Annotated in this window: 19 protein-coding genes; 9 read left to right on the top strand and 10 right to left on the bottom strand. The window is 73.5% G+C overall.

Translation table 11 applies throughout. The annotated features are described in order from the left end of the window. Positions 1-647 precede the first annotated feature (647 nt). Positions 648-1,022, bottom strand: a complete 375-nt coding sequence (locus tag H505_RS0126170; protein ID WP_051301186.1) for a DUF4233 domain-containing protein — start codon at positions 1,020-1,022, stop codon at positions 648-650. Positions 1,023-1,027: 5 nt separating this feature from the next. Continuing rightward, a complete protein-coding gene (locus H505_RS0126165) occupies positions 1,028-2,449 on the bottom strand; it encodes a bifunctional folylpolyglutamate synthase/dihydrofolate synthase (protein ID WP_026404348.1) in 1,422 nt (473 codons plus the stop codon). Positions 2,450-2,562: 113 nt separating this feature from the next. Between H505_RS0126165 and H505_RS0126160 the strand changes: the two genes are divergently transcribed. After that, positions 2,563-3,780 carry a folylpolyglutamate synthase/dihydrofolate synthase family protein gene (locus tag H505_RS0126160; protein ID WP_026404347.1) on the top strand — a complete coding sequence of 406 codons (1,218 nt, stop codon included), beginning with the start codon at positions 2,563-2,565 and terminating at the stop codon, positions 3,778-3,780. Here H505_RS0126160 and H505_RS0126155 read toward each other — a convergent pair. Together H505_RS0126155 and H505_RS0126150 are read right to left on the bottom strand one after the other, a co-directional pair. Further along, entirely contained in the window at positions 3,740-4,687 is a 948-nt protein-coding gene (locus H505_RS0126155; RefSeq protein WP_026404346.1) for a hypothetical protein, read from the bottom strand. The two genes, H505_RS0126160 and H505_RS0126155, sit on opposite strands and share 41 nt — an antisense overlap. A gap of 136 nt (positions 4,688-4,823) precedes the next feature. Next, entirely contained in the window at positions 4,824-7,445 is a 2,622-nt protein-coding gene (locus H505_RS0126150) for a valine--tRNA ligase (protein WP_026404345.1), read from the bottom strand. Positions 7,446-8,401: 956 nt separating this feature from the next. Here H505_RS0126150 and H505_RS0126145 point away from each other — a divergent pair. The 3 genes from H505_RS0126145 (at position 8,402) to H505_RS44430 (ending at position 10,587) form a co-directional block, all read left to right on the top strand. Further along, positions 8,402-9,007: a hypothetical protein gene (locus H505_RS0126145; protein ID WP_026404344.1), complete on the top strand. Its 606-nt coding sequence runs from the start codon at positions 8,402-8,404 to the stop codon at positions 9,005-9,007. Positions 9,008-9,130: 123 nt separating this feature from the next. Beyond that, the gene (locus H505_RS0126135; protein WP_051301180.1) at positions 9,131-9,904 is read left to right on the top strand and encodes a sensor histidine kinase; all 774 of its coding nucleotides are present in this window, start codon (positions 9,131-9,133) and stop codon (positions 9,902-9,904) included. Positions 9,905-9,927: 23 nt separating this feature from the next. Beyond that, complete coding sequence (locus H505_RS44430; protein ID WP_034519906.1) at positions 9,928-10,587, top strand: response regulator transcription factor; 660 nt, start codon at positions 9,928-9,930, stop codon at positions 10,585-10,587. A gap of 88 nt (positions 10,588-10,675) precedes the next feature. Here H505_RS44430 and clpX read toward each other — a convergent pair whose 3' ends face one another. The 4 genes from clpX to tig form a co-directional block, all read right to left on the bottom strand. After that, complete coding sequence (clpX, locus tag H505_RS0126125) at positions 10,676-11,950, bottom strand: ATP-dependent Clp protease ATP-binding subunit ClpX (RefSeq protein ID WP_026404341.1); 1,275 nt, start codon at positions 11,948-11,950, stop codon at positions 10,676-10,678. 173 nt (positions 11,951-12,123) lie between these two features. Continuing rightward, entirely contained in the window at positions 12,124-12,789 is a 666-nt protein-coding gene (locus H505_RS0126120; protein WP_233617615.1) for an ATP-dependent Clp protease proteolytic subunit, read from the bottom strand. Between the two features lie 61 nt (positions 12,790-12,850). Next, a complete protein-coding gene (locus H505_RS0126115) occupies positions 12,851-13,483 on the bottom strand; it encodes a ClpP family protease (protein ID WP_034519902.1) in 633 nt (210 codons plus the stop codon). Between the two features lie 272 nt (positions 13,484-13,755). Beyond that, positions 13,756-15,267, bottom strand: a complete 1,512-nt coding sequence (gene tig / locus H505_RS0126110; RefSeq protein ID WP_026404338.1) for a trigger factor — start codon at positions 15,265-15,267, stop codon at positions 13,756-13,758. A 510-nt stretch (positions 15,268-15,777) separates the two neighbouring features. On the opposite strand from tig, the gene H505_RS44425 reads away from it, so the two are divergent. Further along, positions 15,778-17,019, top strand: coding sequence for a hypothetical protein (locus tag H505_RS44425; RefSeq protein ID WP_051301179.1), 1,242 nt, complete (start codon positions 15,778-15,780; stop codon positions 17,017-17,019). A 114-nt stretch (positions 17,020-17,133) separates the two neighbouring features. On the opposite strand, the gene H505_RS0126100 is transcribed toward H505_RS44425, so the two are convergent. Further along, a complete protein-coding gene (locus tag H505_RS0126100; RefSeq protein WP_026404337.1) occupies positions 17,134-19,653 on the bottom strand; it encodes a Tex family protein in 2,520 nt (839 codons plus the stop codon). A gap of 373 nt (positions 19,654-20,026) precedes the next feature. Between H505_RS0126100 and H505_RS44420 the strand changes: the two genes are divergently transcribed. Both H505_RS44420 and H505_RS0126090 read left to right on the top strand, forming a co-directional pair. Continuing rightward, positions 20,027-21,334 (top strand): sensor histidine kinase, encoded by a 1,308-nt coding sequence (locus tag H505_RS44420; protein WP_245592632.1) that lies wholly within the window; start codon positions 20,027-20,029, stop codon positions 21,332-21,334. Further along, on the top strand, positions 21,286-21,933 hold the full coding sequence (locus H505_RS0126090; protein WP_026404336.1) for a LuxR C-terminal-related transcriptional regulator: 648 nt from the start codon (positions 21,286-21,288) through the stop codon (positions 21,931-21,933). The genes H505_RS44420 and H505_RS0126090 overlap by 49 nt, the downstream gene beginning before the upstream one ends. Before the next feature lie 28 nt (positions 21,934-21,961). On the opposite strand, the gene H505_RS0126085 is transcribed toward H505_RS0126090, so the two are convergent. Then, complete coding sequence (locus H505_RS0126085) at positions 21,962-22,381, bottom strand: cupin domain-containing protein (protein ID WP_026404335.1); 420 nt, start codon at positions 22,379-22,381, stop codon at positions 21,962-21,964. Between the two features lie 59 nt (positions 22,382-22,440). Here H505_RS0126085 and H505_RS0126080 point away from each other — a divergent pair, with 59 nt between their 5' ends. Further along, positions 22,441-22,911, top strand: coding sequence for a MarR family winged helix-turn-helix transcriptional regulator (locus tag H505_RS0126080; protein WP_026404334.1), 471 nt, complete (start codon positions 22,441-22,443; stop codon positions 22,909-22,911). A gap of 206 nt (positions 22,912-23,117) precedes the next feature. Next, positions 23,118-24,950 (top strand): glycoside hydrolase family 18 chitinase, encoded by a 1,833-nt coding sequence (locus tag H505_RS0126075; RefSeq protein WP_051301178.1) that lies wholly within the window; start codon positions 23,118-23,120, stop codon positions 24,948-24,950. Positions 24,951-25,024: the final 74 nt, after the last annotated feature.

Below are 25,024 nucleotides of genomic sequence, written 5' to 3'. Positions count from 1 at the left end.
GCAGAGCCGCTCGGGTCCGTGCCGCCGGGACCGGGGCCGCTCGGGCTCGCGCCGCTCAGACCGGCCGCACTCGGACCGGCGCCGCTCGTGTCAGGGCCGCTCGGGTCAGGGCCGGTCAGACCGGTCGCGGTCAAACCTGTGTTGCTCGAACCCGTACCGCTCAAGTCCGGGCCACCCGGGCCGATCACACTCGAACCGGCCGCACTCGGGTCGGCGCCGCTCGTGTCAGGGCCGCTCGGACGGGCGCCGCTCGCGTCACGGCCGCCCGGACCGGTGGTGCTCGGACCGGTGACGCTCGGACCGGTGACGCTCGGACCGGTGACGCTCGGACCGGTGACGCTCGTGTCCGGGCCGCTCGTGTCCGGGCCGCTCGTGTCCGGGCCGCTCGCGTCTGGGGCGGCCGGGTCGGGGCCGCTCGCGTCTGGGGCGGCCGGGTCGGGGCCGCTCGGGTCGGGGGTGGTCGGAGCGGGGGTGGTCGGGTCGGTGGGGTCGGGGTCGGCGGGGGTGGATTCTGCGGGCAGGGACACGCCTCCTCCTCGGAGTCGTCATCCGCCGCGCGTGCTTTCCCGAAAGATAAAAATGTCGGAATTGAGAGCGGAGTGGTCGGGGAAATTCGGCGGAATGGAACGGTGCCGTCCCCGATGAATTTAGCGTGCCGCGGCGTCCTGCGCCTTGCGTCCCATCCAAATCGCCGTCGCCCAGAGCGCACCGAAAATGGCGCCCAGTGCGAACATCGCCGGCACCATGAAACCGGTCGCGATGATGACGACCTGCAGCACGCCGCCCACCGCGACCGCCCACGGGAAGCGGAGCATCCCCGTCAGGAGCAGGCAGATCACGGCGAGACCGCCGCACACCCACGCGGCGGTGGCGCCCGGGACGTCCATCACCGTGACCGCGACGGGCGCGGCGAGGCCGATGATCAGCGCCTCACAGGTGAGCACCGCGGACAGCAAACTCCGCACCGGATTTTTCGGTCGTCCGGAACTCTGTCGCGTTTCGCCCGAAACTTCGTCGGCCATCGTGCTCAACGCCCCTCCTCAACGCGCAGCAGCGTCCTCGCGTCGCCGGCGGTCACCACGGAACCGGTGACGAGCACCCCGGCGCCCCGGTACTCCCCGGTCTCCTCGGCCAGGCCGATCGCCCGGTCGATGGCGTCGTCCAGCCGCTCCGCGACGTGCACCCGGTCGGACCCGAACACGCTCTCGGCCTCGTCGGCCAGCTCCTCCGGCGACAGCGACCGCGGCGACGAGTTCCGGGTGACGACCAGTTCCGCCAGCACCGGCTCGAGCTGGTCCAGGACGCCCGGGATGTCCTTGTCCTCGGCGATGGCGAGGATGCCGATCAGCCGGGTGAACCCGAACGCCTCGGTGATCGTCTGGACGGTCGCGGCCATCCCCGCCGGGTTGTGCGCGGAGTCCAGCAGCACTGTCGGGCTCGTCCGGGCGACCTCCAGCCGCCCCGGCGACGCGGCCTTGGCGAAACCGCTGCGGACCAGCGCCGGGTCGAGCTGCCCGGCTTCCCCGCCGGTGTACGTCTCGCCCGGCGCGATCCGGGTGGCCGCCTCCAGGTTCGGCTCGCCCCCCGTCGGCGCGCCGCTCGCGAACGCCTCCACCGCCGCGAGCGCCACCGCGGCGTTGCCCGCCTGGTGCTCGCCGAACAGCGGCAGGAAGATCTCGTCGTACACGCCGTGCAGGCCCTGGATCCGCAGCTGCTGGCCGCCGACGGCGATGTCCCTGCTCAGCACGCCGAACTCGATGCCCTCGCGGGCCGCCGTCGCGCCCGTCCCGGCGACCCGGCGCAGCAGCACCGCCGCGGCCTCCACCGGCTGCTGCGCCACCACCGCGACCGCGCCGGGCTTGACGATCCCGGCCTTCTCCTCCGCGATCTCCTCCAGGGTGTCGCCGAGGTACCGGGTGTGGTCGAGCCCGACCGGCGTGAGGACCGCGACCGTGCCGTCCGCGACGTTCGTCGCGTCCCAGCGTCCGCCCATCCCCACCTCGACGACCGCGACGTCCACCGGCGCGTCCGCGAACGCCGCGAACGCCATCGCGGTGAGGACCTCGAAGAACGACAGCCGCACCCCGTGCTTCCCGTCGATCATCCCGACGTACGGCAGGACGTCCCGCAGCACCTCGACGAACCGCTCCTCGGAGATCGGCTCCCCGTCGATCGCGATCCGCTCCCGCAGCGTGCTCAGCTCGGGGCTGGTGTACAGGCCGGTGCGCAGCCCGCGCTCGCGCAGCAGCGCCTCGACGAGCCGCGCGGTGCTGGACTTGCCGTTCGTCCCGGCGATGTGGATCACCGGGTACGCGCGCTGCGGTTCGCCGAGGACGTCCACCAGGTCGCGGACGCGGTCGAGCGTGGGGTCGATGTCCCACTCGACGCCGCGGCTCCGGATCTCCCGCACGGCGTCCCGGTAGTCGAGCGGCTCGGCTGGCTGGCTCACGATGCTCCTGGCGATGGCGGACGGCTTGACGGAAGGGAATGCTCCGAGCCTATCCGCAGCCCGCCGCGCTCCCGCCGCGCCCCGCCCCGTCGCGGGGCGGCGATGATGGGGGCATGGACGCGGACGCGGTGTTCTTCCGGGAGTGGGAGGCGCGGGCCCCCGGCGAGCGGCGGAGCCTGCGGCGGGCCCGGGCGCTGGCGGACGCGCTGGGCGTCCTGCCGCCGGACGCGCCGGTGCTCGCGGTGGTCGGGTCGAAGGGGAAGGGCACGGCGGCGGTGTACGCGTCGGCGTACCTGGCGGCGGCCGGTCTGCGGGTGGTGACCGTGACGAGCCCGGGCCTGCGGACGAACCGGGACCGGATCCGGGTCGACGGGCGCGCGGTCACCGCCGGCGAGCTCGGCGCGCTGGCGGCGGAACTGGACCGGCGCGCCGCCGGGCTGCCCGCCCGTTCGGACGGCTACCTGTCGCCCGCCGGCCTGTTCATGCTCGCCGGGCTGCTCCGGGCGCGCAGCGCCGGCGCGGACGCGATCGTGCTGGAGGCCGGGATGGGCGGACGGTCGGACGAGGTGAGCCTCGTGCCCGCGGACGTCGCGGCGGTCACGCCCGTGTTCCTGGAGCACGCGGGCGTCCTCGGCGACACCCCGGCGGAGATCGCGCGGGAGAAGCGGGGCGTGGCGGGGCCCGGGACGCGGCTGGTGTCGGCGCCGCAGTCGCCCGAGGTGACCGGCGCACTCGCGCCCGTCGAGGTGGTCCGCCCGGGCGATCCCGCGTTCGCGGACGTCCTGCCGTCCGGGCTCGGGCGGACGAGCGCCGAGCTGGGGATCGTCGCGGCCCGGCGGCTGCTCGGGCGCGACGCGCCCGCGGAGCGCGCGCGGGAGGTGCTCGCGTCGGTCGTCCTGCCGGGGCGCCTGTCGGCGCATCCCGTGCCCGGTTCGGACGCGGAGGTGCTCGTCGACTCCGCCATCGACCGGACGGGCGTCCGCGCGGCGCTCGCGGCGGCCCGCAGGCGCTGGGGCGGCGTCGACCACGTGCTGGTGTGCCTGCCCGACCACAAGGACCTCGACGGCGCCGTGGCGGCGCTCGACGGGCTCGCGGTGACGTTCGTCCGGCTGCCGCTGCCGCACCTGCGGTTCACCCGGCCGCTGCCGTCCGGCTGGCGGGCCGTGGAGGCCGCGGCGGTGACGCCCGCGGCGATCGCCGCGCTCGGGCGGCGCGTGCTCGCGCTCGGCACCGTCTACTTCACGGGGGCGGTCCTCGACGCCGTGGACGCCGACACCGAGCGGCTGTTCGTCAGCGCGCCCGCTCGACGTCCGCCCGGATCCGCAGCATGAGCGCGTCCATCATCGCGTAGCGGGGCTGCTGCGAGGCGACGTTGGACGCGACGACGCCGTAGGAGTCGCCGGTCGCCCAGGCGCAGTAGGTGTGGACGTCGGTCAGCACGGCGAACGTCCCGCAGACGGCGTTGCCGCCCGCTTTGCCCGGGTTGGCGTTCTGCCAGTCGATGAACGTCGTCGGGCGGATCTTCCGCAGGAACGCCGCGGGGTCCCCCACCCGGCCCGTGCCGCCGACGAACAGGACGTCGAACACCCCGTCCGGGCCCTCGGTGTAGACGGCGGCGCCCTTGCCCGCGGCCGGGATCCCGCCCGCCCGGACGCCGCCCATCACGAACGGGTACGCGACGGCGACCCGGGGCGCCAGCGCGTCGCGGCGCAGCCCGCCCGCGGCGGCCCCGGCGGCGATCGTCCGCGTCGACTCGAACGCCTTCGCCGTCCGCGCCCGCCCCCCGGACGTCTGCCCGGTCGCGTCACCGGACCGCAGCAGCAGCACGCCCGCCACCAGGACCACGAGCAGGACGGCTCCCGCGCCCGCGCCCAGCAGCATCCCCGAACCCCGCCGGGCGGGGACGTCCGGAGCGGGCGGGAGCGGCCCCGTGCCGTTCGGCGTGCGGTGCGGTCCGGTGCCGTTCGGCATGCGGTGAGGGCCGGTGCCGTTGGGCATGCGGTGAGGGCCGGTGCCGTCGGACGGGAGCCGCTGCGGGCCGCTCGGGTCGGCGACCTTCTGCGGGCCCGTCGCCCCGCGCGGTTCGGCCGACCACCACGGCACCGAGTCGCCCCACGGCGTCGGCGCGACCGTGAACTCGCCCGTCCCGTCCCCCCGCGGCGCGCGCGCGGCGTCGCCGGGCGCCGCGTCGTCGGCGTGGCGGCCCGGCGGGTCGGTCCGAGGACGTGAGTCGGCCATTGCACTCCCGGGGGGTTCTCGAGGCGACCGGAATGCCCGCGATCATGGGGATCGTAACCCTCCGCGGGCGGCGTGGCACGGTGAACGGTCCGGCCGGCGCCCCCGGACGGGACGCCGGCGCGGCCGCGGGCTCGGGTCAGCCCGCGGGCAGTGCGGCGAGCTGGGCCTCCAGCCGCGCGATGTCGGTCTCGGCCTGCGCGAGCCGCTCCCGGTTCTTCGCGACGACGGCCTCGGGCGCCTTCGCCATGAACGCCTCGTTCCCGAGCTTCTTGTTCGCCTGGTCGACCTCCTTGCGGGCGGCGGCCAGGTCCTTCTCGAGGCGCTTGCGCTCCGCGGCGACGTCGATCGCGCCGGCCGTGTCCAGCCGGACCGCGACGCCCTCCACCGGCAGCGACGCGGTCGCGGAGAACCCGTCGCCCGGCGCGGTCAGGCGCAGCAGGGAGCGGACGCCCTCCTCGTGCGCGGCCAGCGCGGACCCGTTCCACTCCAGGGCGGCGGCGACCTTCTGGCCCGGCTTGAGGCCCTGGTCGGCGCGGAACCGGCGGACCTCGGTGACGAGCCGCTGCAGCGACTCCACCAGCCCCTCGGCGTCCCGGTCGGCGCGGGACGGGTCGGCCGACGGCCACGCCGCCCGCACGATCGTCTCGCCCTTCGTCAGGGACGTCCACAGCTCCTCGGTGACGAACGGGATCACCGGGTGCAGGAGCCGCAGCAGGTTGTCCAGGACCTCGCCGAGGACGCGCCGGGTCGCGGGCGCGCGGTCGTCCGCGAGCTGGACCTTCGCGAGCTCGACGTACCAGTCGCAGACCTCGTCCCACGCGAAGTGGTACAGCGTCTCGCACGCCTTCGCGAAGTCGTACGACTCGAGCTGCGCGTCCACCTCGGCGATGACCGCGTGCAGCCGGGACAGGATCCACGCGTCGACGGTCGTCGGCTCGTCCGGCAGGTCGCCCTCGACGTGCGCGCCGTTGATCATCGCGAACCGGGTGGCGTTCCACAGCTTGTTGCAGAAGTTGCGGGAGCCCTCCGCCCACTGCTCGGCCACCGGCACGTCCCCGCCGGGGTTCGCGCCGCGCAGCAGCGTGAAGCGGGTCGCGTCGGCGCCGTACCGGTCGATCCAGTCGAGCGGGTCGACGACGTTGCCGAACGACTTCGACATCTTCTTGCCGTACTGGTCGCGGACCATGCCGTGCAGGGCGATGGTGCCGAACGGCGGGACGCCGTCCATCGCGTACAGCCCGAACATCATCATCCGGGCGACCCAGAAGAACAGGATGTCGTACCCGGTGACCAGCACGGACGTCGGGTAGAAGCGCTTGAGGTCCGGGGTGTCGTCGGGCCAGCCGAGCGTCGAGAACGGCCACAGCGCCGACGAGAACCACGTGTCGAGGACGTCGGTGTCCTGCGTCCACCCGGCGGGCGGCTCCTCGTCCGGGCCCGGGCACGCGGTCTCGCCGTCCGGCCCGTACCAGACCGGGATGCGGTGCCCCCACCACAGCTGCCGGCTGATGCACCAGTCGTGCATGTTGTCGACCCACTCGAAGTAGCGGGCCGCCATCTCCGGCGGGTGGATCGCCACGCGGCCGTCCCGGACGGCGTCCCCGGCGGCCTTCGCGAGCGGCTCGACCTTCACGAACCACTGCAGCGACACCCGCGGCTCCACGACCGTCGCGCACCGCTGGCAGTGCCCCACCGAGTGCTCGTACGGACGGACCTCCTTGACGATCCGGCCCTGCTCGCGCAGCGCCGCCACCACGGCGGGCCGCGCCTCGAACCGGTCGAGGCCCTCGAACGGGCCGTGCGCCGTCACCACGCCGCGCTCGTCCAGCACGGTCAGCGACGGCAGCGAGTGCCGCCGCCCGATCTCGAAGTCGTTGGGGTCGTGCGCCGGGGTCACCTTGACCGCGCCGGTGCCGAACTCGGGGTCGACGTGCTCGTCCGCGACGACCGGGATGCGGCGGCCGGTCAGCGGCAGCTCGACCTCCCGCCCGACCAGGTGCTTGTACCGCTCGTCGTCCGGGTGCACCGCCACGGCCGTGTCGCCGAGCATCGTCTCGGCCCGCGTGGTCGCGACGACGATCTCGTCCTCGCCCGACCCGTACCGCATCGACACGAGCTCGCCCTCGCGCTCCGCGTGCTCGACCTCGATGTCGGAGAGGGCGGTGAGGCAGCGCGGGCACCAGTTGATGATCCGCTCGGCGCGGTAGATGAGCCCGTCGTCGAACAGCCGCTTGAAGATCGTCCGGACGGCGCGGGCCCGCGGCTCGTCCATCGTGAACGCCTCGCGGGACCAGTCGACGCTGTCGCCGAGCCGCCGCATCTGCCCGAGGATCCGCCCCCCGGACTCGGCCTTCCACTGCCAGACCCGCTCGACGAACTCCTCCCGGCCGAGGTCGTGCCGGGACAGGCCCTCCTTGGCCAGCTCCCGCTCCACGACGTTCTGGGTGGCGATGCCGGCGTGGTCCATGCCCGGCACCCACACGGCCTCGTGCCCCTGCATCCGGCGGCGCCGGACGAGCGTGTCCTGGATCGAGTGGTCGAGGGCGTGCCCCATGTGGAGCGACCCGGTCACGTTCGGCGGCGGGATGACGATCGAGTACGCGGGCCGGGACGGGTCGCGGGCCGGATCGGCGGCGAAGAGGCCCGCCGATACCCAGCGCTCGTACAACCTGCCCTCGACGTCCGCCGGTCGGTACTGGGTGGGCAGGTCGACGTCCGCGGCGGCCCCCTGGCCGCGCTCATTGCTGGGCTGTGTCACGGCTGATGATTCTACGGGGACGAGAACGGTAGAACGCCCGAGCCCGCTCGTGCGTCAATGGAATGACCGTGGGCACGCTCCCAGCCCACCCTTCCCGCCCCCGGAAGAGGAGACCCATGAGCGGCTGGAACCCGACCCCCGACCCCGACCGTCCGTCCGCCCACCAGGGCACCCCGGACCCTTCGCCCGGCCCACCCGCCCCTGAGGACGCCCACAGCCGACCGGCCGCACAAGGCCCGCACAACCCGTCCGAACCGCCCGCCGCCCCCGGTGCTCCCAGCCAGTACGGCCCACCCGAACCGCCCCCCGCCCCAGGCGGCCCCGGCCCTTACGGCGCACCCGGCGCGCCCGGCCAGCCCGCCGAACCCGGCCCGTATGCCCCGCCCGAACCGCCCGCCGCCCCAGGCGGCCCTGCCCCCTACGGCGCACCCGGCGCACCCGGCCGGCCCGCCGCATCCGGCCCGTACGGCCCATCCGAGCCGCCCGCCGCCCCGGGCGGTCCCAGCGCTCCCGGCGCGCCGGGACAGCCAGCCGCATCCGGGCCGTACGGCCCGCACGACCCGCCCGCCGCCCCCGGCGGACCCGGCCCCTACGGCGCACCCGGCGCGCCGGGCCAGCCAGCCGCATCCGGGCCGTACGGCCCGCACGACCCGCCCGCCGCCCCGGGCGGACCCGGCCCCTACGGCGCACCCGGCGCGCCGGGCCAGCCAGCCGCGTCCGGCCCGTACGGCCCGCCCGAACCGCCCGCCGCCCCCGGCGCCCCCGGCGCTCCCGGCGGCCCCGGCGCTCCTGGGCCTCCCGGCCAGCCTGCCGCGCCCGGGCCCTACGGCGCTCCCGGCCCGTACGGCGCCGCGCCCGGCGGCCCCGGCTCGCCCGGAGCGGCGCCCGGGCCGCCCGGGCCGCCCGGTGGGCCGGGGGCGTTCGGGGCGCCGCCGCGGCGGAGGCGGGGGAAGGGGGTGCTGATCGGGTTGCTGGCCGGCGGGTTCGCGCTGGTGCTGCTGGTCGTCGGCGGGGCCGGCTACTACGTCCTGAGCACCGACCACAAGATCACCACGCCGCGTTCGGCGGGCGGGATGACCCTCGACATCCTCGCCACCGGCAAGTACGACGATGCCTACGAGGAGATGCAGCGGGTGATCCGCAGCACCATCGCCCCGGCGGACGGCGACTGGGTCCGCGGGGTGTACCGGGACGGCGACCTCGGGTTCCTGCTCATCGGCTACACCGGCGGCTACGAGCAGCGGGACGGGCTCGTGTCCAAGCTCGACTTCCACCTGCGCAACTCGCTCAGCCTGGGCGAGGCCGACGTCTCCGTGCGGATCTGGGAGATCGACGACGCGGGCGGCGACGGCGAAGCCTTCTGCGGACGCGTGACCACGACCGTGCGGTCGTCGTCCTACGCGCACTCCTCGATCTGCGCCTGGGCCACGAGGACGACGTTCGCGGTGGTGCTGCCGCTCGGCGTGAAGGTCGCCGGGCAGGACCGGGCGGAGCCGCCGGAGTACAAGGTCGAGGGCCTGCAGCGGGTCATGCGGGACCTCCGGGCGGACGTCGAGAGCTGACCGGCACCCCGGAAAGGGCTTTCCCGTCCGGTTCGGGACACAGGTCACCTGACACCGGGTCGCGTCCCGGGTCACTCTGGAGGGCGGTGCCCGTGACCGCGGGCGCGGAGGGAGAGGTACGGGATGCGAGCGGTACTGGCACGGGCCGCCGTGCTGGCCGGCGCGTTCGCCGCGGGGGCCGTGACGGCGCACGCCGCGACCATCCCGCACCTCCACCGCATCGCCGCGGACCTGCAGCGCTCCCGGGAGCGGATCCTGGCCGGGCGCGAGGAGGAGCGGCGGCGGCTGCGGCACGACCTGCACGACGGGCTGGGCCCGACGCTGGCGAGCCTCGCGATGTCGCTGGACGCCGCCCGCATCACGCTCGCGTGCGAGCCGGAGCGCACGGACCCGCTGCTGGCGGACGTCCGGGACCGGCTGGCGTGCGCGGTCGGGCAGGTGCGGGAGCTGGCCCACGGGCTGCGCCCGCCCGCGCTGGACGACCTGGGCCTGATCGCGGCGATCGAGTCGTTCGCCGCGGGCTGCTGCAAGCGGGTCGAGGTGCGCTGCGACGGGCCGCCGGGCGAGCTGCCCGCGGCGGTCGAGGTCGCGGCGTACCGGATCGTCCGGGAGGCGCTGACGAACGTGCGGCTGCACGCGCCGGAGAGCACCGCCATGGTGCTGATCGGCCGGGACGCGGACCTGCACCTGACGGTGGCCGACACCGGCCCCGGGCTGCCGCCGGCGGGCGGCGGCGGGCGCCGCGCCGCGGCGCGGGGGCTGGACGCCATGCGCGAGTGGGCCGCCGAGGTCGGCGGCGGGTGCACGATCACGTCACGGAACGGCGGCGGCACCGTCGTCGCGGCCCGGCTGCCGCTGGGCGCCGGATACCATCGGCCTGCGGACGGGCGGGCGTGAGCCCGCCGGGCGAAGGCGAGGCCATGAGCGGGGAGACGATCCGGGTCCTCATCACCGACGACCATCCGGTGTTCCGGCAGGGGCTCAAGGGGCTGCTGCAGGCGCTCGGCGTCGAGGTCGTGGCGGAGGCCGGGAACGGGCCGGACGCGGTGCGGATCGCGGCGGAGCTCCGGCCGGACGTCGTGGTGATGGACCTGTCCATGCCGGGCGGGAACGGCATCGAGGCGACGCGGACGATCACCCGGACGAATCCGGGCATCGGGGTGCTGGTGCTGACGATGTTCCGCGACGACGACTCGGTGTTCGCGGCGATGCGGGCGGGCGCCCGCGGCTACCTGCTGAAGGAGTCGGGCGCCGAGGAGATCGCGCGGGCGGTGCGGGCGGTCGCCGCCGGGGAGGCGATCTACGGGCCGGAGATCGCGCGGCGGGTGCTGACGTTCTTCACCGACATGCCGGACCCCAGGCGGTCGGCGTTCCCGGAGCTGACCGAGCGGGAGCGCGAGGTGCTGGCGCTGATCGCGCAGGGCCGCAGCAACACCGAGATCGCGGGGACGCTGTTCCTCAGCCCGAAGACGGTCCGCAACCACGTGTCGAACATCTTCATGAAGCTGCACGTCGCGGACCGCGCGCAGGCGATCGTCCTGGCGCGGGAGGCGGGCCTCGGCGAGTCCGGGCGGCGCTGACCCCGGCGGACGGCCCCGCGCACGACCCCGCGGACACACGGCGACGCCCCCGGACGGGTTCGTCCGGGGGCGTCGCCGTTCGCGCGTGCTACGCGGATTTCTCGCGCGGCTCCCGCTTCTTGCGCTCGCGGGGCACCAGGGTGGGGTTGACGTGCTCCAGCACCGCCTCGGCGGTGATCACGACGCGCTCGACGTCCTCGCGGCTGGGCACCTCGTACATCACCGACATCAGCACCTCTTCCATGATCGCCCGCAGGCCGCGGGCGCCGGTGCCGCGCAGGATCGCCTGGTCGGCGATGGCCTCCAGCGCGTCGTCGGTGAACTCGAGGTCGACGCCGTCGAGCTCGAACAGCCGGTGGTACTGGCGCACCAGGGCGTTCTTCGGCTCGGTGAGGATGTTGATCAGCGCCTCGCGGTCCAGGTTGTGGACGTTGGTGATGATCGGGAGCCGGCCGACGAACTCCGGGATCATCCCGAACTTCAGCAGGTCCTCGGGCATCACGTCGCCGAGCACGGCCGACGACTCCTCGAAGTCGGCCTTGGACCGGATCTGGGCGCCGAAGCCCATGCCCTGCTTGCCGACCCGGGCCTCGACGATCTTCTCGAGCCCGGCGAACGCGCCGCCGCAGATGAACAGCACGTTCGTGGTGTCGATCTGGATGAACTCCTGGTGGGGGTGCTTGCGGCCGCCCTGCGGCGGGACGCTCGCGGTGGTGCCCTCCAGGATCTTCAGCAGGGCCTGCTGGACGCCCTCACCGGAGACGTCCCGGGTGATCGACGGGTTCTCGCTCTTGCGGGCGACCTTGTCGACCTCGTCGATGTAGATGATCCCGGTCTCGGCCTTCTTGACGTCGTAGTCGGCCGCCTGGATCAGTTTGAGGAGGATGTTCTCGACATCCTCGCCGACGTAGCCGGCCTCCGTCAGGGCCGTCGCGTCCGCGATCGCGAACGGCACGTTGAGGAGTCTGGCGAGCGTCTGCGCGAGCAGCGTCTTGCCGGAGCCGGTCGGTCCCAGGAGCAGGATGTTCGACTTGCCCAGCTCGACCGCATCGTCCCTGCCGGTGTCACCCGACTGGATCCTCTTGTAGTGGTTGTAGACGGCCACGGCCATGGCCTTCTTCGCCGTCTCCTGCCCGATGACGTAGGAGTCCAGGAACTCGTAGATCTCCCGCGGCTTGGGCAGGTTGTCCCACTTGAGGTCGGAGGTCTCGGTGAGCTCCTCCTCGATGATCTCGTTGCAGAGATCGATGCACTCGTCGCAGATGTACACGCCCGGACCCGCGATGAGCTTCTTGACCTGTTTCTGACTCTTTCCGCAGAAAGAGCACTTGAGCAGATCACCACCGTCGCCGATGCGTGCCACCCAACTGTCTCCTTTTCGTGGGGCCGCTCTCTGGTTCAGATGCGGTGCGGCTCGGTTGCGTCCCGAAGGCTCTCGACGTTGGACTCGACGTTACCGCCTCCGACGGGCTTCGAAAGCCCCTCGCCCGGAAGTATGACGACCGGGCTGGGGGACTCCCTCGTCCTCGTGTCGCCTCAGGACGACACTACCTCGGCTTTGCGCTTCCTGCTCGCAAAGACGTCGTCGATGAGGCCGTAGGTCTTGGCCTCCTCGGCGGTGAGGATCTTGTCGCGCTCGATGTCGCGGCGCACCTCCTCGATGCTCTTCCCGCTGTGCTCGGCCAGGATCGACTCGAGCAGCTCCCGGATCCGCATGATCTCGCGGGCCTGGATCTCGATGTCGCTGGACTGGCCGTAGGTGCCCTCGGTCGCGGGCTGGTGGATCAGGATCCGCGAGTTGGGCAGCGCGGCGCGCTTGCCGGGCGTGCCGGCGGCGAGCAGGACGGCCGCGGCCGAGGCCGCCTGGCCGATGCAGACCGTCTGGATGTCGGGCTTGACGAACTGCATCGTGTCGTAGATCGCCGTCATGGCCGTGAACGAGCCGCCGGGCGAGTTGATGTAGATGCTGATGTCGCGGTCGGGGTCGATCGACTCCAGCGTGATCAGCTGGGCCATCACGTCGTTGGCGGACGCGTCGTCGATCTGCACCCCGAGGAAGATGATCCGCTCCTCGAAGAGCTTGTTGTACGGGTTCATCTCCTTGACCCCGTACGTGGTCCGCTCCACGAAGGACGGAATGATGTAGCGGTTGTCCACCGGCAGCGGGGATCCGCCCGCCGCGGGAACCCCCGGGCGGACCAGGTCGCCGATGCCGGGTCGCGTCAGATCGCTCACTGTTGCCTCCGAATCGTCAGTGGGGTCGTCAGGAGACGGGGCCCTCGGAGGGCACCTGGCTGGCGCTGAGCACCACGTGGTCGACGAACCCGTAGTCCTTGGCCTCGTCGGCGGTGAACCAGCGGTCGCGGTCGGAGTCGCGCTCGATCTGCTCGAGGGACTGGCCGGTGTGCTCGGCGATCTTCTCGGCGAGCGTCTTCTTCACGTACAGCATCTGCTCGGCCTGGATCTTGATGTCCGAGGCCGTGCCGCCGATGCCGCCGGACGGCTGGTGCATCATGATCCGCGCGTGCGGGAGCGCGTAGCGCTTGCCCCGCGCGCCGGCGCACAGCAGGAACTGGCCCATCGACGCGGCCAGGCCCATGCCGACCGTGACGACGTCGTTGGGGACGTACTGCATGATGTCGTAGATCGCCATGCCGGCGGTGACGGAGCCACCTGGCGAGTTGATGTAGAGCGTGATGTCGCGGCGGCCGTCCTCGGCCGACAGCAGCAGCAGCTCGGCGCAGATGCGGTTGGCGATGTCGTCGTCGACCTGCTGGCCGAGGAAGACGATGCGCTCGCGCAGCAGCCGCTGGAAGAGCTGGTCGCCCAGAGGCAACAGGGGCGCCTCGGCGACCCGCGCCTGGATCCGCGACGACTCGTCGAAAGTCGGAGGCATGCTCACCGGGTGTTCCTCCGGTCCTTTAAATCGGTTCGGATGATTGGACATTAACGCGCTCAGCGGCCCCCTTAAGCCCGGGGGCCCGCCTTTTCGCCAGGGGCGTACCCGGTCGGCGCCGGGTATGCGGCGATCTACCGGAATGCGGCACGCCCCGTACCCGGTCATCGGGTACGGGGCGTGCGTGCGCCTCGCGGGCCGCGGACGCCCGCCGCGCGGCCCGCGGGGGCCGGGCGGCGGCGCCGCGGCGGTCGAGCGGCTCGGAGAGCGCCTCAGGCGTCCTTCTTGCCCTCGGCGGCGCCCTCGGACGCCTCGGCGTCCGCGGGCTTGTCCTCGGCGGCCTCCGCCGTCTCCGCGGCGGCCTCCGAGCCCTCGGCGGTCTCGTCGGCGCCGGAGGCGTCGGCGGCGTCGGCGGTCTCGTCGGCGTCCTCGCCGGTCTCGACGGTCTCGCCCGTCTCACCGTTCAGCTCGCGCTGCACGGCCTCGACGTCGATCACGTTGCCGGACTCGTCCTTGACGCTGACGTGCTCGACGACGAGGTTCAGCGCCTTGCTGCGCAGCACCTCCGAGACGATCGCCGGGAGCTGGTTGTTCTCGGTGAGGTACTGGGCGAGCTGCTGCGGCTGCACGCCCATCTGCATGGCCTGCGTGACGACGTACTCGCTGAGCTCCTCGTTCTCGACGTTCAGCTCCTCCTGGACGGCGAGCTGGTCGAGGACGAAGCCGCCCTTGACGGCGAGCCGGGCCGCGTCGGCGACCTCGGTCTCGAACTCCTCCTCCGACTTCTCCTGGTCGGCGAGGTAGTCCTCCTTGGACATCCCGGCCATCTGCAGCTGCTGCTCGAGCTGCTGGTTGCGGCGGCCGATCTCCTCGTCCACCACGGCGTCCGGCAGCGGGATGTCGACCTTCTCCAGCAGCGCCTCAAGGGCCTTGTCCCGGGCCTCGGACAGCTGCTGCATCCGCACCTGCCGCTCGAGCCGCTTGCGGACGTCCTCGCGCAGCTCCTCGACGGTGTCGAACTCGCTCGCGAGCTGCGCGAACTCCTCGTCCAGCTCGGGCAGGTTCTTGACCTTGACGCTCTGCACGGTGGCGGTGATCTCCGCCTCCTCGCCGGCGTGCTCGCCGCCGGCCAGCGCGCCGGTGAAGGTCTTCTCCTCGCCGGCCGACAGGCCGACGAGCGCGTCGTCGAGGCCCTCGACGGCCGACTTGCTGCCGACCTCGTAGGAGTAGCCGGTCGTGGAGGCGTCCGCGACCTCCTCGCCGTCGATCTTGGCGACCAGGTCGATGGTGGCGAAGTCGCCCTCCTCGATCGGCCGGTCGGCGGTGGTGAGGGAGGCGAACCGCTCGCGCAGGTTGTCGATCGTCTCGTCGACCTGCTCGTCGGTCACCTCGGCGTCGTCCACGACGACCTCGAGGCCGTCGTAGTCGGGCACCTCGAACTTGGGCCGGATGTCCACCTCGGCGGTGAACGCGAACTGGTTGCCGTCGTCGAGCTCGGTCACCTCGACCTCGGGCTGGCCGAGCACGAAGAGCTCGCTCTCCTCGACGGCCTTGCCGTACAGACCGGGCAGGGCGTCGTTGACCGCCTCCTGCAGGACCGCACCCCGGCCGACGTACTTGTCGATCAGCGGGGCGGGGACCTTTCCGCGTCGGAAGCCCTTGATCGCGACCTGCTGCGAGATCTCCTTGTACGCCTTGTCGAGGTTCGGCTTGAGCTCGTCGAACGGAACCTCGACGGTGAGCTTGACCCGGGTGGGGGTCAGCTCCTCGACATCGGTCTTCACTGGGGTTGGTCTCCTTGATCGGGCGCTGTCTCGGCCGCGGCGTTCGACGCGTCTCTGTCCTTCTTGCCTGCGAGCCCTCGGCCATCCCGCGCACGGACCCGGTGGATCCCGGCCGGGTCGATCCCGGCCGACCGGTCCGGCTGCGCGTCATTCCTCAGCCCGGCAGTGTCTCAGGGCGGCGCGGGCACGCCGAATACGGCTCCGCGCCTTCGCGCGCAAGTCTATGGGGTACGGGCGTCGTCTGCGGACATCGGAGGTCCACAACGGCGGAGAAACCCGGGGACGCGCCCGTCTCCGGTGCCGGGGCCGGCCTCCCGGGAGGGTGCCGTGCCGCGGTGTCGCGCGTGCGGACGCGCGCCGAACAGCGGCCGTCGGGGACGGGGCGCGGCGGTGACACGCGGGTCACGGCGAGCATACGTGCACGTCGGGACGGGCGGAATGTCGATTCCGTGTTAACACGGCCACACAGGCAGTGACATCCGGCACCCGGAACCTTCATACTCATCCGGGATGAACGGGATAATCGCGGCCTTCAGCGCCACCGCCCTCTACTACCTCGGGTTCGCCGTCTTCAAGCTGGCGGCGGACCAGATGGCGGTCCTCCGGGGCAACCGCATCCTGCACATGATCTGGACGATCCTGGGCAACTGGGTGTTCCTGATCGGCCTGGGCCTCGTCCTCGGCGGGCTGAGCCTGCAGATCGTGGCCCTCAGCAAGCTGTCCCTGCCGACGGCGGTGCCGATCTTCATGTCGGGCATCGTCCCGCTGCTGGTCATCGCGCTGGCGTTCTTCGGCGAGCGGCTCACCGCGCGCGAGTGGCTGAGCCTCGTGCTGACCGGCGCGGCGATCCTGCTGCTGGCGGCGTCCGTGGTCGGCGACGATCCGATCAGCTCGGCGGACGCACCGGCCTGGAAGCTCGGCCTGGTGCTCGCGCCGTCGGTCCTGGTGCCGCTGCTGATCCTCGTCGTCGGCGACCACCGGCCGGACGGACGGCACGCGCGGCCGGTCACCGGGATCGCCTACGGCGTCGCGTCCGGCCTCCCCGTCGGCACCGCGGAGATCGCGATCAAGGGGTGGAGCGACCACGCGCACCGCGCCGACCTCGGGATCCTCGCCACGCCGTGGCCGTACCTGACGGTGCTGGCCGCGGCGATCGGGTTCGGGATCATGGTCGCGGCGTTCCAGCGCTGCCGGGTGGCGATCGTGTCGACCGTCATGACCGTGTGCGCGAAGTCGTACCTGCTCATCATGGGCACGTTCGTGTACGGGCAGCCGTGGCCGGACGAAGCGGACCGGTCGGCGATGCGGATCGCGGCGCTCGCCCTCGCCGCCGTCGCCGTCCTGCAGTTCCCCCGGCACCGGCCGGTCGCGGACGCGGCGCGGGAGGCGGCCCGCGAGCGCGAGGCGGCCGCGCGCGACCCGTTCGGCGCGACGTCCGCGGGCGGTCCGGCGCTCGGCGACCGGGGCTTCGCGGGGCGCGGCTTCGGCGGTCCCGGTCCCGGTGCCGCCGAGCCCGTGCTGGGCGCGCCCGCCTTCGAGGAGTACGGCGAGGGGTACGGCGAGGAGCGCGGCGGCGAGCCGCCGTGGCTGCGGGAGCCGCCGCGGCCCGGCCCGTTCGCGCAGGACCCGCTCGGGCGGGGGCCGTCCGGCCGCTGGAGCGCGGACGTGCCGCCGCCGCGCCCGCCCGAGGCGCCCGAGGCGCCCGAGGAAGGGCACCGCGGGCAGAACGGCGACCGGAACCGCCGCCGCTGACCCGCCGCCGGCACGCCCTGTTCGGGGCCGGGTGACGGAACGGGCCGCCGTCCCGCCCGGTGTGCGAGGGGACGGCGGCCCGCCGTGCGTCGGCTGCGGCTCCGCGAAGGCGTCCTAGCGGCGCTTGCCGCCCTTGCGGCCGTCGCCGGGAAGGCCCTTGTCGAGGCCCGCGCGGCGCAGCGCGTCGGCCATCGCGCCGCCGCCGGAGGAGCCGCCCTGGCCCCCGCGGCCGCCGCCCTGGCCGCGTCCGCCCTGGCCGCCGCGCCCGCCGCCGCCCTGGCCGCCGCGGCCGCCGCGCGCGTTCTGGCCGCGTCCGCCGCCGTTCTGGCCGCCGCCCTGACCGCCCTGACCGCCCTGGCCGCCGCCGGGTCCGCCGCGGCCCTGCCGCCGGTCGCGGGAGTCGCCGCGCCGGCCGCCCTGCTCGCGGCCCGGCTCGTCGTCCAGCCGCAGCGTCAGCGAGATCCGCTTGCGCTGCAGGTCGACGTCCAGCACCTTGACCCGGACGATGTCGCCGGGCTTGGCGACGTCGCGCGGGTCGGACACGAACTTGTCGGACATCGCGGAGATGTGGACGAGCCCGTCCTGGTGCACGCCGACGTCCACGAACGCGCCGAACGCCGCGACGTTCGTCACGACGCCCTCGAGGATCATGCCCGGCTCGAGGTCGGAGAGCTTGTCGACGCCCTCCTTGAACGCGGCCGTCTTGAACGCGGGGCGCGGGTCGCGGCCCGGCTTCTCCAGCTCGGCGATGATGTCGGTGACGGTCGGCAGGCCGAACGTCTCGTCGACGAACTCGTCCGGGCGCAGGCCGCGCAGCACGGCCGTGTTGCCGATGAGCCCGTTGATGTCGCCGCCCGCCGCGCCGAGGATGCGGTGCACCACCGGGTACGACTCGGGGTGGACCGACGACGCGTCGAGCGGGTCGTCGCCGCCGCGGATGCGCAGGAAGCCCGCGCACTGCTCGAACGCCTTCGGGCCGAGCCGCGGCACGCCCTTGAGCCCGTCGCGGCCGCGGAACGGGCCGTTGGCGTCGCGGTGCGCGACGATGTTCTCCGCGAGGCCCTCGCCGATGCCGGACACCCGGGTCAGCAGCGGCGCGGACGCGGTGTTGACGTCGACGCCGACGGCGTTCACGCAGTCCTCGACGACGGCGTCGAGGGAGCGCGACAGCTTCACCTCGGACACGTCGTGCTGGTACTGGCCGACGCCGATCGACTTCGGGTCGATCTTGACGAGCTCGGCGAGCGGGTCCTGCAGCCGCCGGGCGATCGAGACGGCGCCGCGCAGCGACACGTCCATCCCGGGCAGCTCGCGGCCCGCGTACTCCGACGCCGAGTACACCGACGCGCCCGCCTCGGACACCATGATCTTGGTGAGCTTGAGGTCGGGGTGCCGGGCGATCAGGTCGGCGGCGAGCTTGTCGGTCTCGCGGGACGCCGTCCCGTTGCCGATCGACACCAGGTCGACGTCGTGCTCGCGGGCCAGCTTGGCGAGCGTCTCGATCGACTCGTCCCACTTGCGGCGCGGCTCGTGCGGGTAGATCGTGTCGGTCGCGGTGACCTTCCCGGTGGCGTCCACGACGGCGACCTTCACGCCGGTGCGCAGGCCCGGGTCGAGGCCCATCGTCGCGCGGGACCCGGCGGGCGCGGCGAGCAGCAGGTCGCGCAGGTTCGCGGCGAACACCCGGACGGCCTCGTCCTCGGCCTCCTGCCGCAGCCGGGTGCGCAGGTCGATGCCGAGGTGCACCAGGATGCGGGTGCGCCACGCCCAGCGGACGGTGTCGGCGAGCCACCCGTCGGCGGGGCGGCCCCGGTCGACGATGCCGAACCGGCGCGCGATCTCCGCCTCGTAGGACGTCCGGACGCCCGGTTCCTGCGGCTCCTCCTCCGGTTCGAGGTCGAGGTCGAGGACCTCCTCCTTCTCGCCGCGGAACAGTGCGAGGACGCGGTGCGACGGCAGCTTCTCCAGCGGCTCCGCGAACTCGAAGTAGTCGGAGAACTTGGCCCCGGCCTCCTCCTTGCCCTCCCGGACGCGGGAGGTCATCCGGCCCCGCTTCCACATGCGCTCGCGCAGCTCGCCGATGAGGTCGGCGTCCTCGGCGAAGCGCTCGACGAGGATCGCGCGGGCGCCCTCCAGCGCGGCGGCCGCGTCGGCGACGCCCTTCTCCGCGTCGACGTAGGCCCCGGCCTCGTCCCGCGGGTCGCGGTCCGGGTCGTCCAGCAGCAGGTCGGCGAGCGGTTCGAGGCCCGCCTCGCGGGCGATCTGCGCCTTGGTGCGCCGCTTCGGCTTGTACGGGAGGTAGATGTCCTCCAGCCGCGCCTTCGACTCGGCCGCCATGATGCGGGCGCGCAGCTCGCCGGTCAGCTTGCCCTGCGACTCGATCGACTCCAGGATCGCGCCGCGCCGTTCGTCCAGCTCGCGGAGGTAGCGCAGGCGCTCCTCCAGGTCCCGCAGCTGCGCGTCGTCGAGCGCGCCGGTCGCCTCCTTGCGGTAGCGGGCGATGAACGGGACGGTCGCCCCGCCGTCGAGCAGGTCCACCGCGACCCGCACCTGTCCTTCGCGGACGCCGATCTCGTCGGCGATCCGCCGGGTGATCGGCGGCGGGCCGTCCGCACCCGCGGACTGCTCGGTCACGGTCTGCTCGGTGGCCGTCTGGCCAGTGGTCGCTGTCACAACTTCGATTCGCTTTCTCCCCTGGGTGTCGCAGTGCATTGTCCAGGGAACCGGGCCGCTTGTCTTGTCACCCCGGCGTGCCCGGCTCCCGGTGCGCCGCCCGCCCACCGTACGGCCTTCCCCGGACGGGCGCCGCGCCGCCGGCCGCCGCGCTCGGTCGGAGCCGCGCCGCACGAGGACGCCGGGCCCGTCGGGCGTCCGGACGGGGATCGGCCGGGAGAGGGTAGGCATAACTCCACCCCGCCTTTCGCGGATCGGGGGCCTGAGCCCACTGCCGTCCGCGGCGCGGGGTCCGAAAATGGGCGCAGAGCACCCTCGGACGCCTGGAGGAACGTTGAACGAGCACGAGCGGCCCGCCGATCGCCGGGGAGGTTTCGCCGAGCGCGCCTTCCTCAACTTCGTGCGAGGGCTGGTCCAGGTCGTGGTGGCGTGCGCGGTCGGGCTCCCGCTGTTCATCCTGACGGTGCTGTCGATCCTGCTCATCCCGCTCGGCGCGGGCGTCTTCCTGACGCCGGTCGCGGTGCTCGCGCTGCGCGGCGTGACGAACCAGCAGCGGCTGTGGGCGGCGGACTGGTCGGGGGTGCGGATCCCGGCGCCCCACCGGCCCCGGCCGTCCGGCCGGCTGGGTCCGTGGCGGCGGCTGGGGTGGCTGCTCGGCGACCCGGCGACGTGGCGCGACCTGCTGTGGGCGCTGCTGAACGCCCCGCTCGGGCTCGTCCTCGGGGTCCTCGGCGGCGGGCTGACCGTGTACGGGCTGGAGGGCGTGCTCGTCGCGCCGTGGCTGGCGCAGGTGATCGACTACGGCTGGGGCCCGTTCTGGATGCTGGACGACTGGGGCGCGCTCGGCTTCGCCGGGACGATCGTGCTCGGCGCGGCGCTCGTCGCGGTGTCGGTCCCGGCGGGGACGGCCTTCCTCAAGGGGCACGCGCTGTTCTGCCGGTCGCTGCTCGCGCCGACGCGGGGCGCGCTGGCCGCGCGGGTGGAGCGGCTCACCGAGACGCGGTCGGAGACGGTGGACGCGTCGGCCGCCGAGCTGCGCCGGATCGAGCGCGACCTGCACGACGGCGCGCAGGCGCGGCTGGTCGCGCTGAGCATGAACATCGGGCTGGCGGAGGAGATGCTGAAGCACGACCCGGAGACGGCCGCGAAGCTGCTCGCCGAGGCGCGGGAGGCGGGCGGCACCGCGCTGACGGAGCTGCGCGACCTGGTGCGGGGCATCCATCCGCCGGTGCTGGCCGAGCGGGGGCTGGAGGGCGCGGTGGCGGCGCTGGCGCTGACCCTGCCGCTGCCGGTGGACGTGCGGATCGGGCTGCCCGGCCGCGCCGACGCCCCGGTGGAGTCGGCGGCCTACTTCGCGGTCGCCGAGACCCTCGCCAACGTGGTGAAGCACTCGGCCGCGCGGCGCGCCTGGGTGCAGGTGGAGCACGACGGCGCCCGCCTGCTCGTGATCGTCGGGGACGACGGGACGGGCGGGGCGGACCCGGCGGGCGGCAGCGGGCTGCGCGGGATCGAGCGCCGGCTGGCCGCGTTCGATGGGACCATGGCGGTGACGAGCCCGACCGGAGGCCCGACCGTCGTGACCATGGAGCTGCCGTGCGCGTTGTCATCGCCGAGGACCTCGCCCTCCTCCGGGACGGCCTGATCAGGATCCTCGAGGCGTTCGGCTTCGAGGTGGTCGAGGCGGTCGACAACGGCCCGTCGCTGCTGCGGGCGCTGACGACGCACCGGCCGGACGTCGCGGTGGTGGACGTCCGGCTGCCGCCGACGTTCACCGACGAGGGGCTGAAGGCGGCGCTGGACGCGCGGCGGAAGATCCCCGGCCTGCCGGTGCTGGTGCTGTCGCAGCACGTCGAGCAGCTGTACGCGCGGGAGCTGCTGTCCGACCGCGGCGGCGGCATCGGCTACCTGCTCAAGGACCGGGTGTCGGACGTGAAGCAGTTCGTCGAGGCGGTGCGCCGGGTCGCCGACGGCGGCACCGCCCTCGACCCGGACGTCGTCGCCCAGCTGCTCACCCGGCACGCCCGCGAGGAGCCGCTGCAGGCGCTGACCCCCCGCGAGCGCGAGGTGCTCGGGCTGATGGCCGAGGGACGGACGAACGCGGCGATCGCCGCGCGGATGTTCGTCACCGAGAAGGCGGTCAGCAAGCACACGAACAGCATCTTCGGCAAGCTCGGGCTGCCCCCGTCGGAGGACGACAACCGGCGCGTCCTGGCCGTCCTGGCCTACCTGAACGCCGGTTAGCCCCGGGTCCGGACGGGCCGGACGGCCGTCACCGCGCCCAGGGCGGGACGAGGCGCTCGTCCCCCTGCGGCGCGATGTCGCACTTGGTGTCGTCCACGAGCGCGTCCGGGTCGTAGACGAGGCAGCCGGCGGGCGCGGCGACGACGGCGGTGAAGCCGGTCTCCGCGCCGGCGGTCATCTGCCGGGCGACGTCGGCGGGCAGGACGAGCGTGTCGCCGGGGCCGACGCGCTCCGTGCGGCCGCCGACGTCGACGGTGGCCGCGCCGTCCAGGAACGTCCAGACCTGCTCGGTGTCGAAGGCGTGCCGGGGGCCGGTCTTCCCGGGGAGGACGTCGACGCGCCAGACGGCGAGCCCGGCGGTGCCGCCCTGGGTGGGGGTGGCGAACGTGGTCATCGTCCCGTTCGGGGTTTCGGTGCGGCGGGCTTCGGCATCGCGGACGAGAGTCATGGGGGCATCCCCTAAGTTAGGCAATGAGGTTGTCTATATAGTCAACGAGGTTGTCTTTCATGTCAAGCGAGTCCCCCGGCTTCGAGCTGCCGCTGCGGATGTTCCTGGCGTTCCGCGCGTCCATCGACGAGGTCCACGCCGACCTGGCCGCCCACGGCCACCCCGACCTGCGCCCGACGCACGGGTTCGTCTTCCAGGCGATCATGCGCGGCGGCTCCTCGGCCGCCGAGCTGGGCCGCCGGCTCGGCGTGTCCAAGCAGGCCGCGGGCAAGATGATCGAGTCGCTGGAGCGCATCGGCTACGTCGAGCGGGTGCCCGACCCCGGCGACGCGCGCCGCAAGACCGTCCGGCTCACGCCCCGGGCCGCCGACGCCCTGCGGCGCTCCGAGGAGGCGTTCGAGCGCGTCCGCGCCGACTGGGCGCGGCGGCTCGGCCCGGAGCGCGTCCGCGCCCTGGAGGACGACCTCCGCGCCCTCACGCCCGCCGACCCGTGGCGGCTGGACGTGCCCGGCTGGTTCGGCGGGGCCTGAACTTTTTCCGCCGCGCGCCCGGTACGTACGTGTGCAGGCCGACGCCCGGACCAGCGCCCGCACCGCCCGCGCGGGGCCGCGCGGCCCCCGATCCGGCCCTTGAACGGCCGGATCCGCCCGGTTACCATCGCCACAATTCTTAGGAAAGTTTCCTAAGAGTTGAGCGGGGATTCCTGTTTGCTCGGGGGCCGAACGAACGGAGAATCATGTCAAGACCGGGCGTACGGCGGGCCATCGCGCTCGCGGGCGCGGCCGTCCTCGCGGCGGCCGGCGGACTCCTCACGGCGCTCCCGGCGGCGTCGGCCGGAACCGTCACCGCCACCTGCACCAAGACCTCCGACTGGGGCACCGGCTTCGAGGGCCGCTGCACGATCACCAACGGGACGGACGCCGCGATCGACGGCTGGACGCTCACGGGCGACCTGCCGTCCGGGACGTCCGTCGGCGCCACCTGGAACGCGACGAAGACCGTCTCCGGAAACCGGTACACCTTCACCAACGCGGGCTGGAACGGCACCGTCGCGGCGGGCGCCGGCGTCTCCTTCGGGTTCAGCGGCACCGGACCCGGCTGGTTCACCGGCTGCACCGTCAACGGCGCCGCCTGCGACGGCTCCGGCGGGCCCGGCGGCGACACCGCGGCGCCGACCGCCCCGAGCGGCCTGCGCTCCACCGGCAAGACCGCCACCACCGTCGCGCTGGCCTGGACCGCCTCCACCGACGACGTCGGCGTCACCGGCTACGACGTCTACAGCGGTTCCGCCAAGGTCCAGACGGTGACCGGCACCGAGGCCACCGTCACCGGCCTCACCGCCGAGACCGCCTACACGTTCACCGTCAAGGCCCGCGACGCCGCCGGGAACGTGTCCGCCGCGTCCAACGCCGTGTCCGTCACCACCGACGCGGGCGGCGGCCAGCCCGGACCCGGCGGCGACAAGGTCATCGGCTACTTCGCGCAGTGGGGCATCTACCAGCGCAACTACCACGTCAAGAACATCCACACGAGCGGCTCGGCCGAGAAGCTCACCCACATCAACTACGCGTTCGGCAACGTCCAGAACGGCCGCTGCACGATCGGCGACTCGTTCGCCGACTACGAGAAGGCGTACACCGCCGACCAGAGCGTGGACGGCGTCGCCGACACCTGGGACCAGGAGCTCAAGGGCAGCTTCAACCAGCTCCGCAAGCTGAAGAAGATGTACCCGCACATCAAGGTCATCTGGTCCTTCGGCGGCTGGACCTGGTCGGGCGGCTTCGGCCAGGCCGCGCAGAACCCGCAGGCGTTCGCCGAGTCCTGCTACAACCTGGTCGAGGACCCGCGCTGGGCGGACGTCTTCGACGGCATCGACATCGACTGGGAGTACCCGAACGCCTGCGGCCTCACCTGCGACACCAGCGGGCCCGAGGCGTTCGAGAACCTCATGCGCGCCCTGCGCGGCCGGTTCGGCGACGGCAACCTGGTCACGGCCGCGATCACCGCCGACGCCAGCGACGGCGGCAAGCTGGAGAAGGCCGACTACGCGGGCGCCGCCCAGTACGTCGACTGGTACCTGCCGATGACCTACGACTTCTTCGGGGCGTGGGCCGCGCAGGGCCCGACGGCGCCGCACTCCCCGCTGACGTCCTACCCCGGCATCCCGCAGCAGGGCTTCAACTCCGCCGACACCATGGCGAAGCTCACCGCGATGGGCGTCCCCGCGGACAAGCTGCTGCTCGGCATCGGCTTCTACGGGCGCGGCTGGACCGGCGTCACGCAGTCCGAGCCGGGCGGCACCGCCACCGGCGCCGCGCCCGGCACCTACGAGGCGGGCATCGAGGACTACAAGGTCCTCAAGAGCCGCTGCCCCGCGACCGGCACCGTCGCCGGGACCGCGTACGCCAAGTGCGGCAGCCAGTGGTGGAGCTACGACACGCCCTCCACCATCGACGGCAAGATGCGCTGGGCCTCGGACGAGGGCCTTGGCGGGGCCTTCTTCTGGGAGCTGAGCGGCGACACCACGGGAGGTGAGCTGATCACCGCCATGAGGAACGGTCTCGGCTGATCGAGGCGCGGGGGACCTCCCGGCCCCCGCCGGCCGAGCCACGCGGGCCCCCGACCCACCCCGGACGCCGGTCG

This window comes from Actinomadura rifamycini DSM 43936, from assembly GCF_000425065.1.
Taxonomy (GTDB): domain Bacteria; phylum Actinomycetota; class Actinomycetes; order Streptosporangiales; family Streptosporangiaceae; genus Spirillospora; species Spirillospora rifamycini.
The sequence above is the reverse complement of the archived record's forward strand: the minus strand, read 5'-3'. Positions and strand labels throughout refer to the sequence as shown.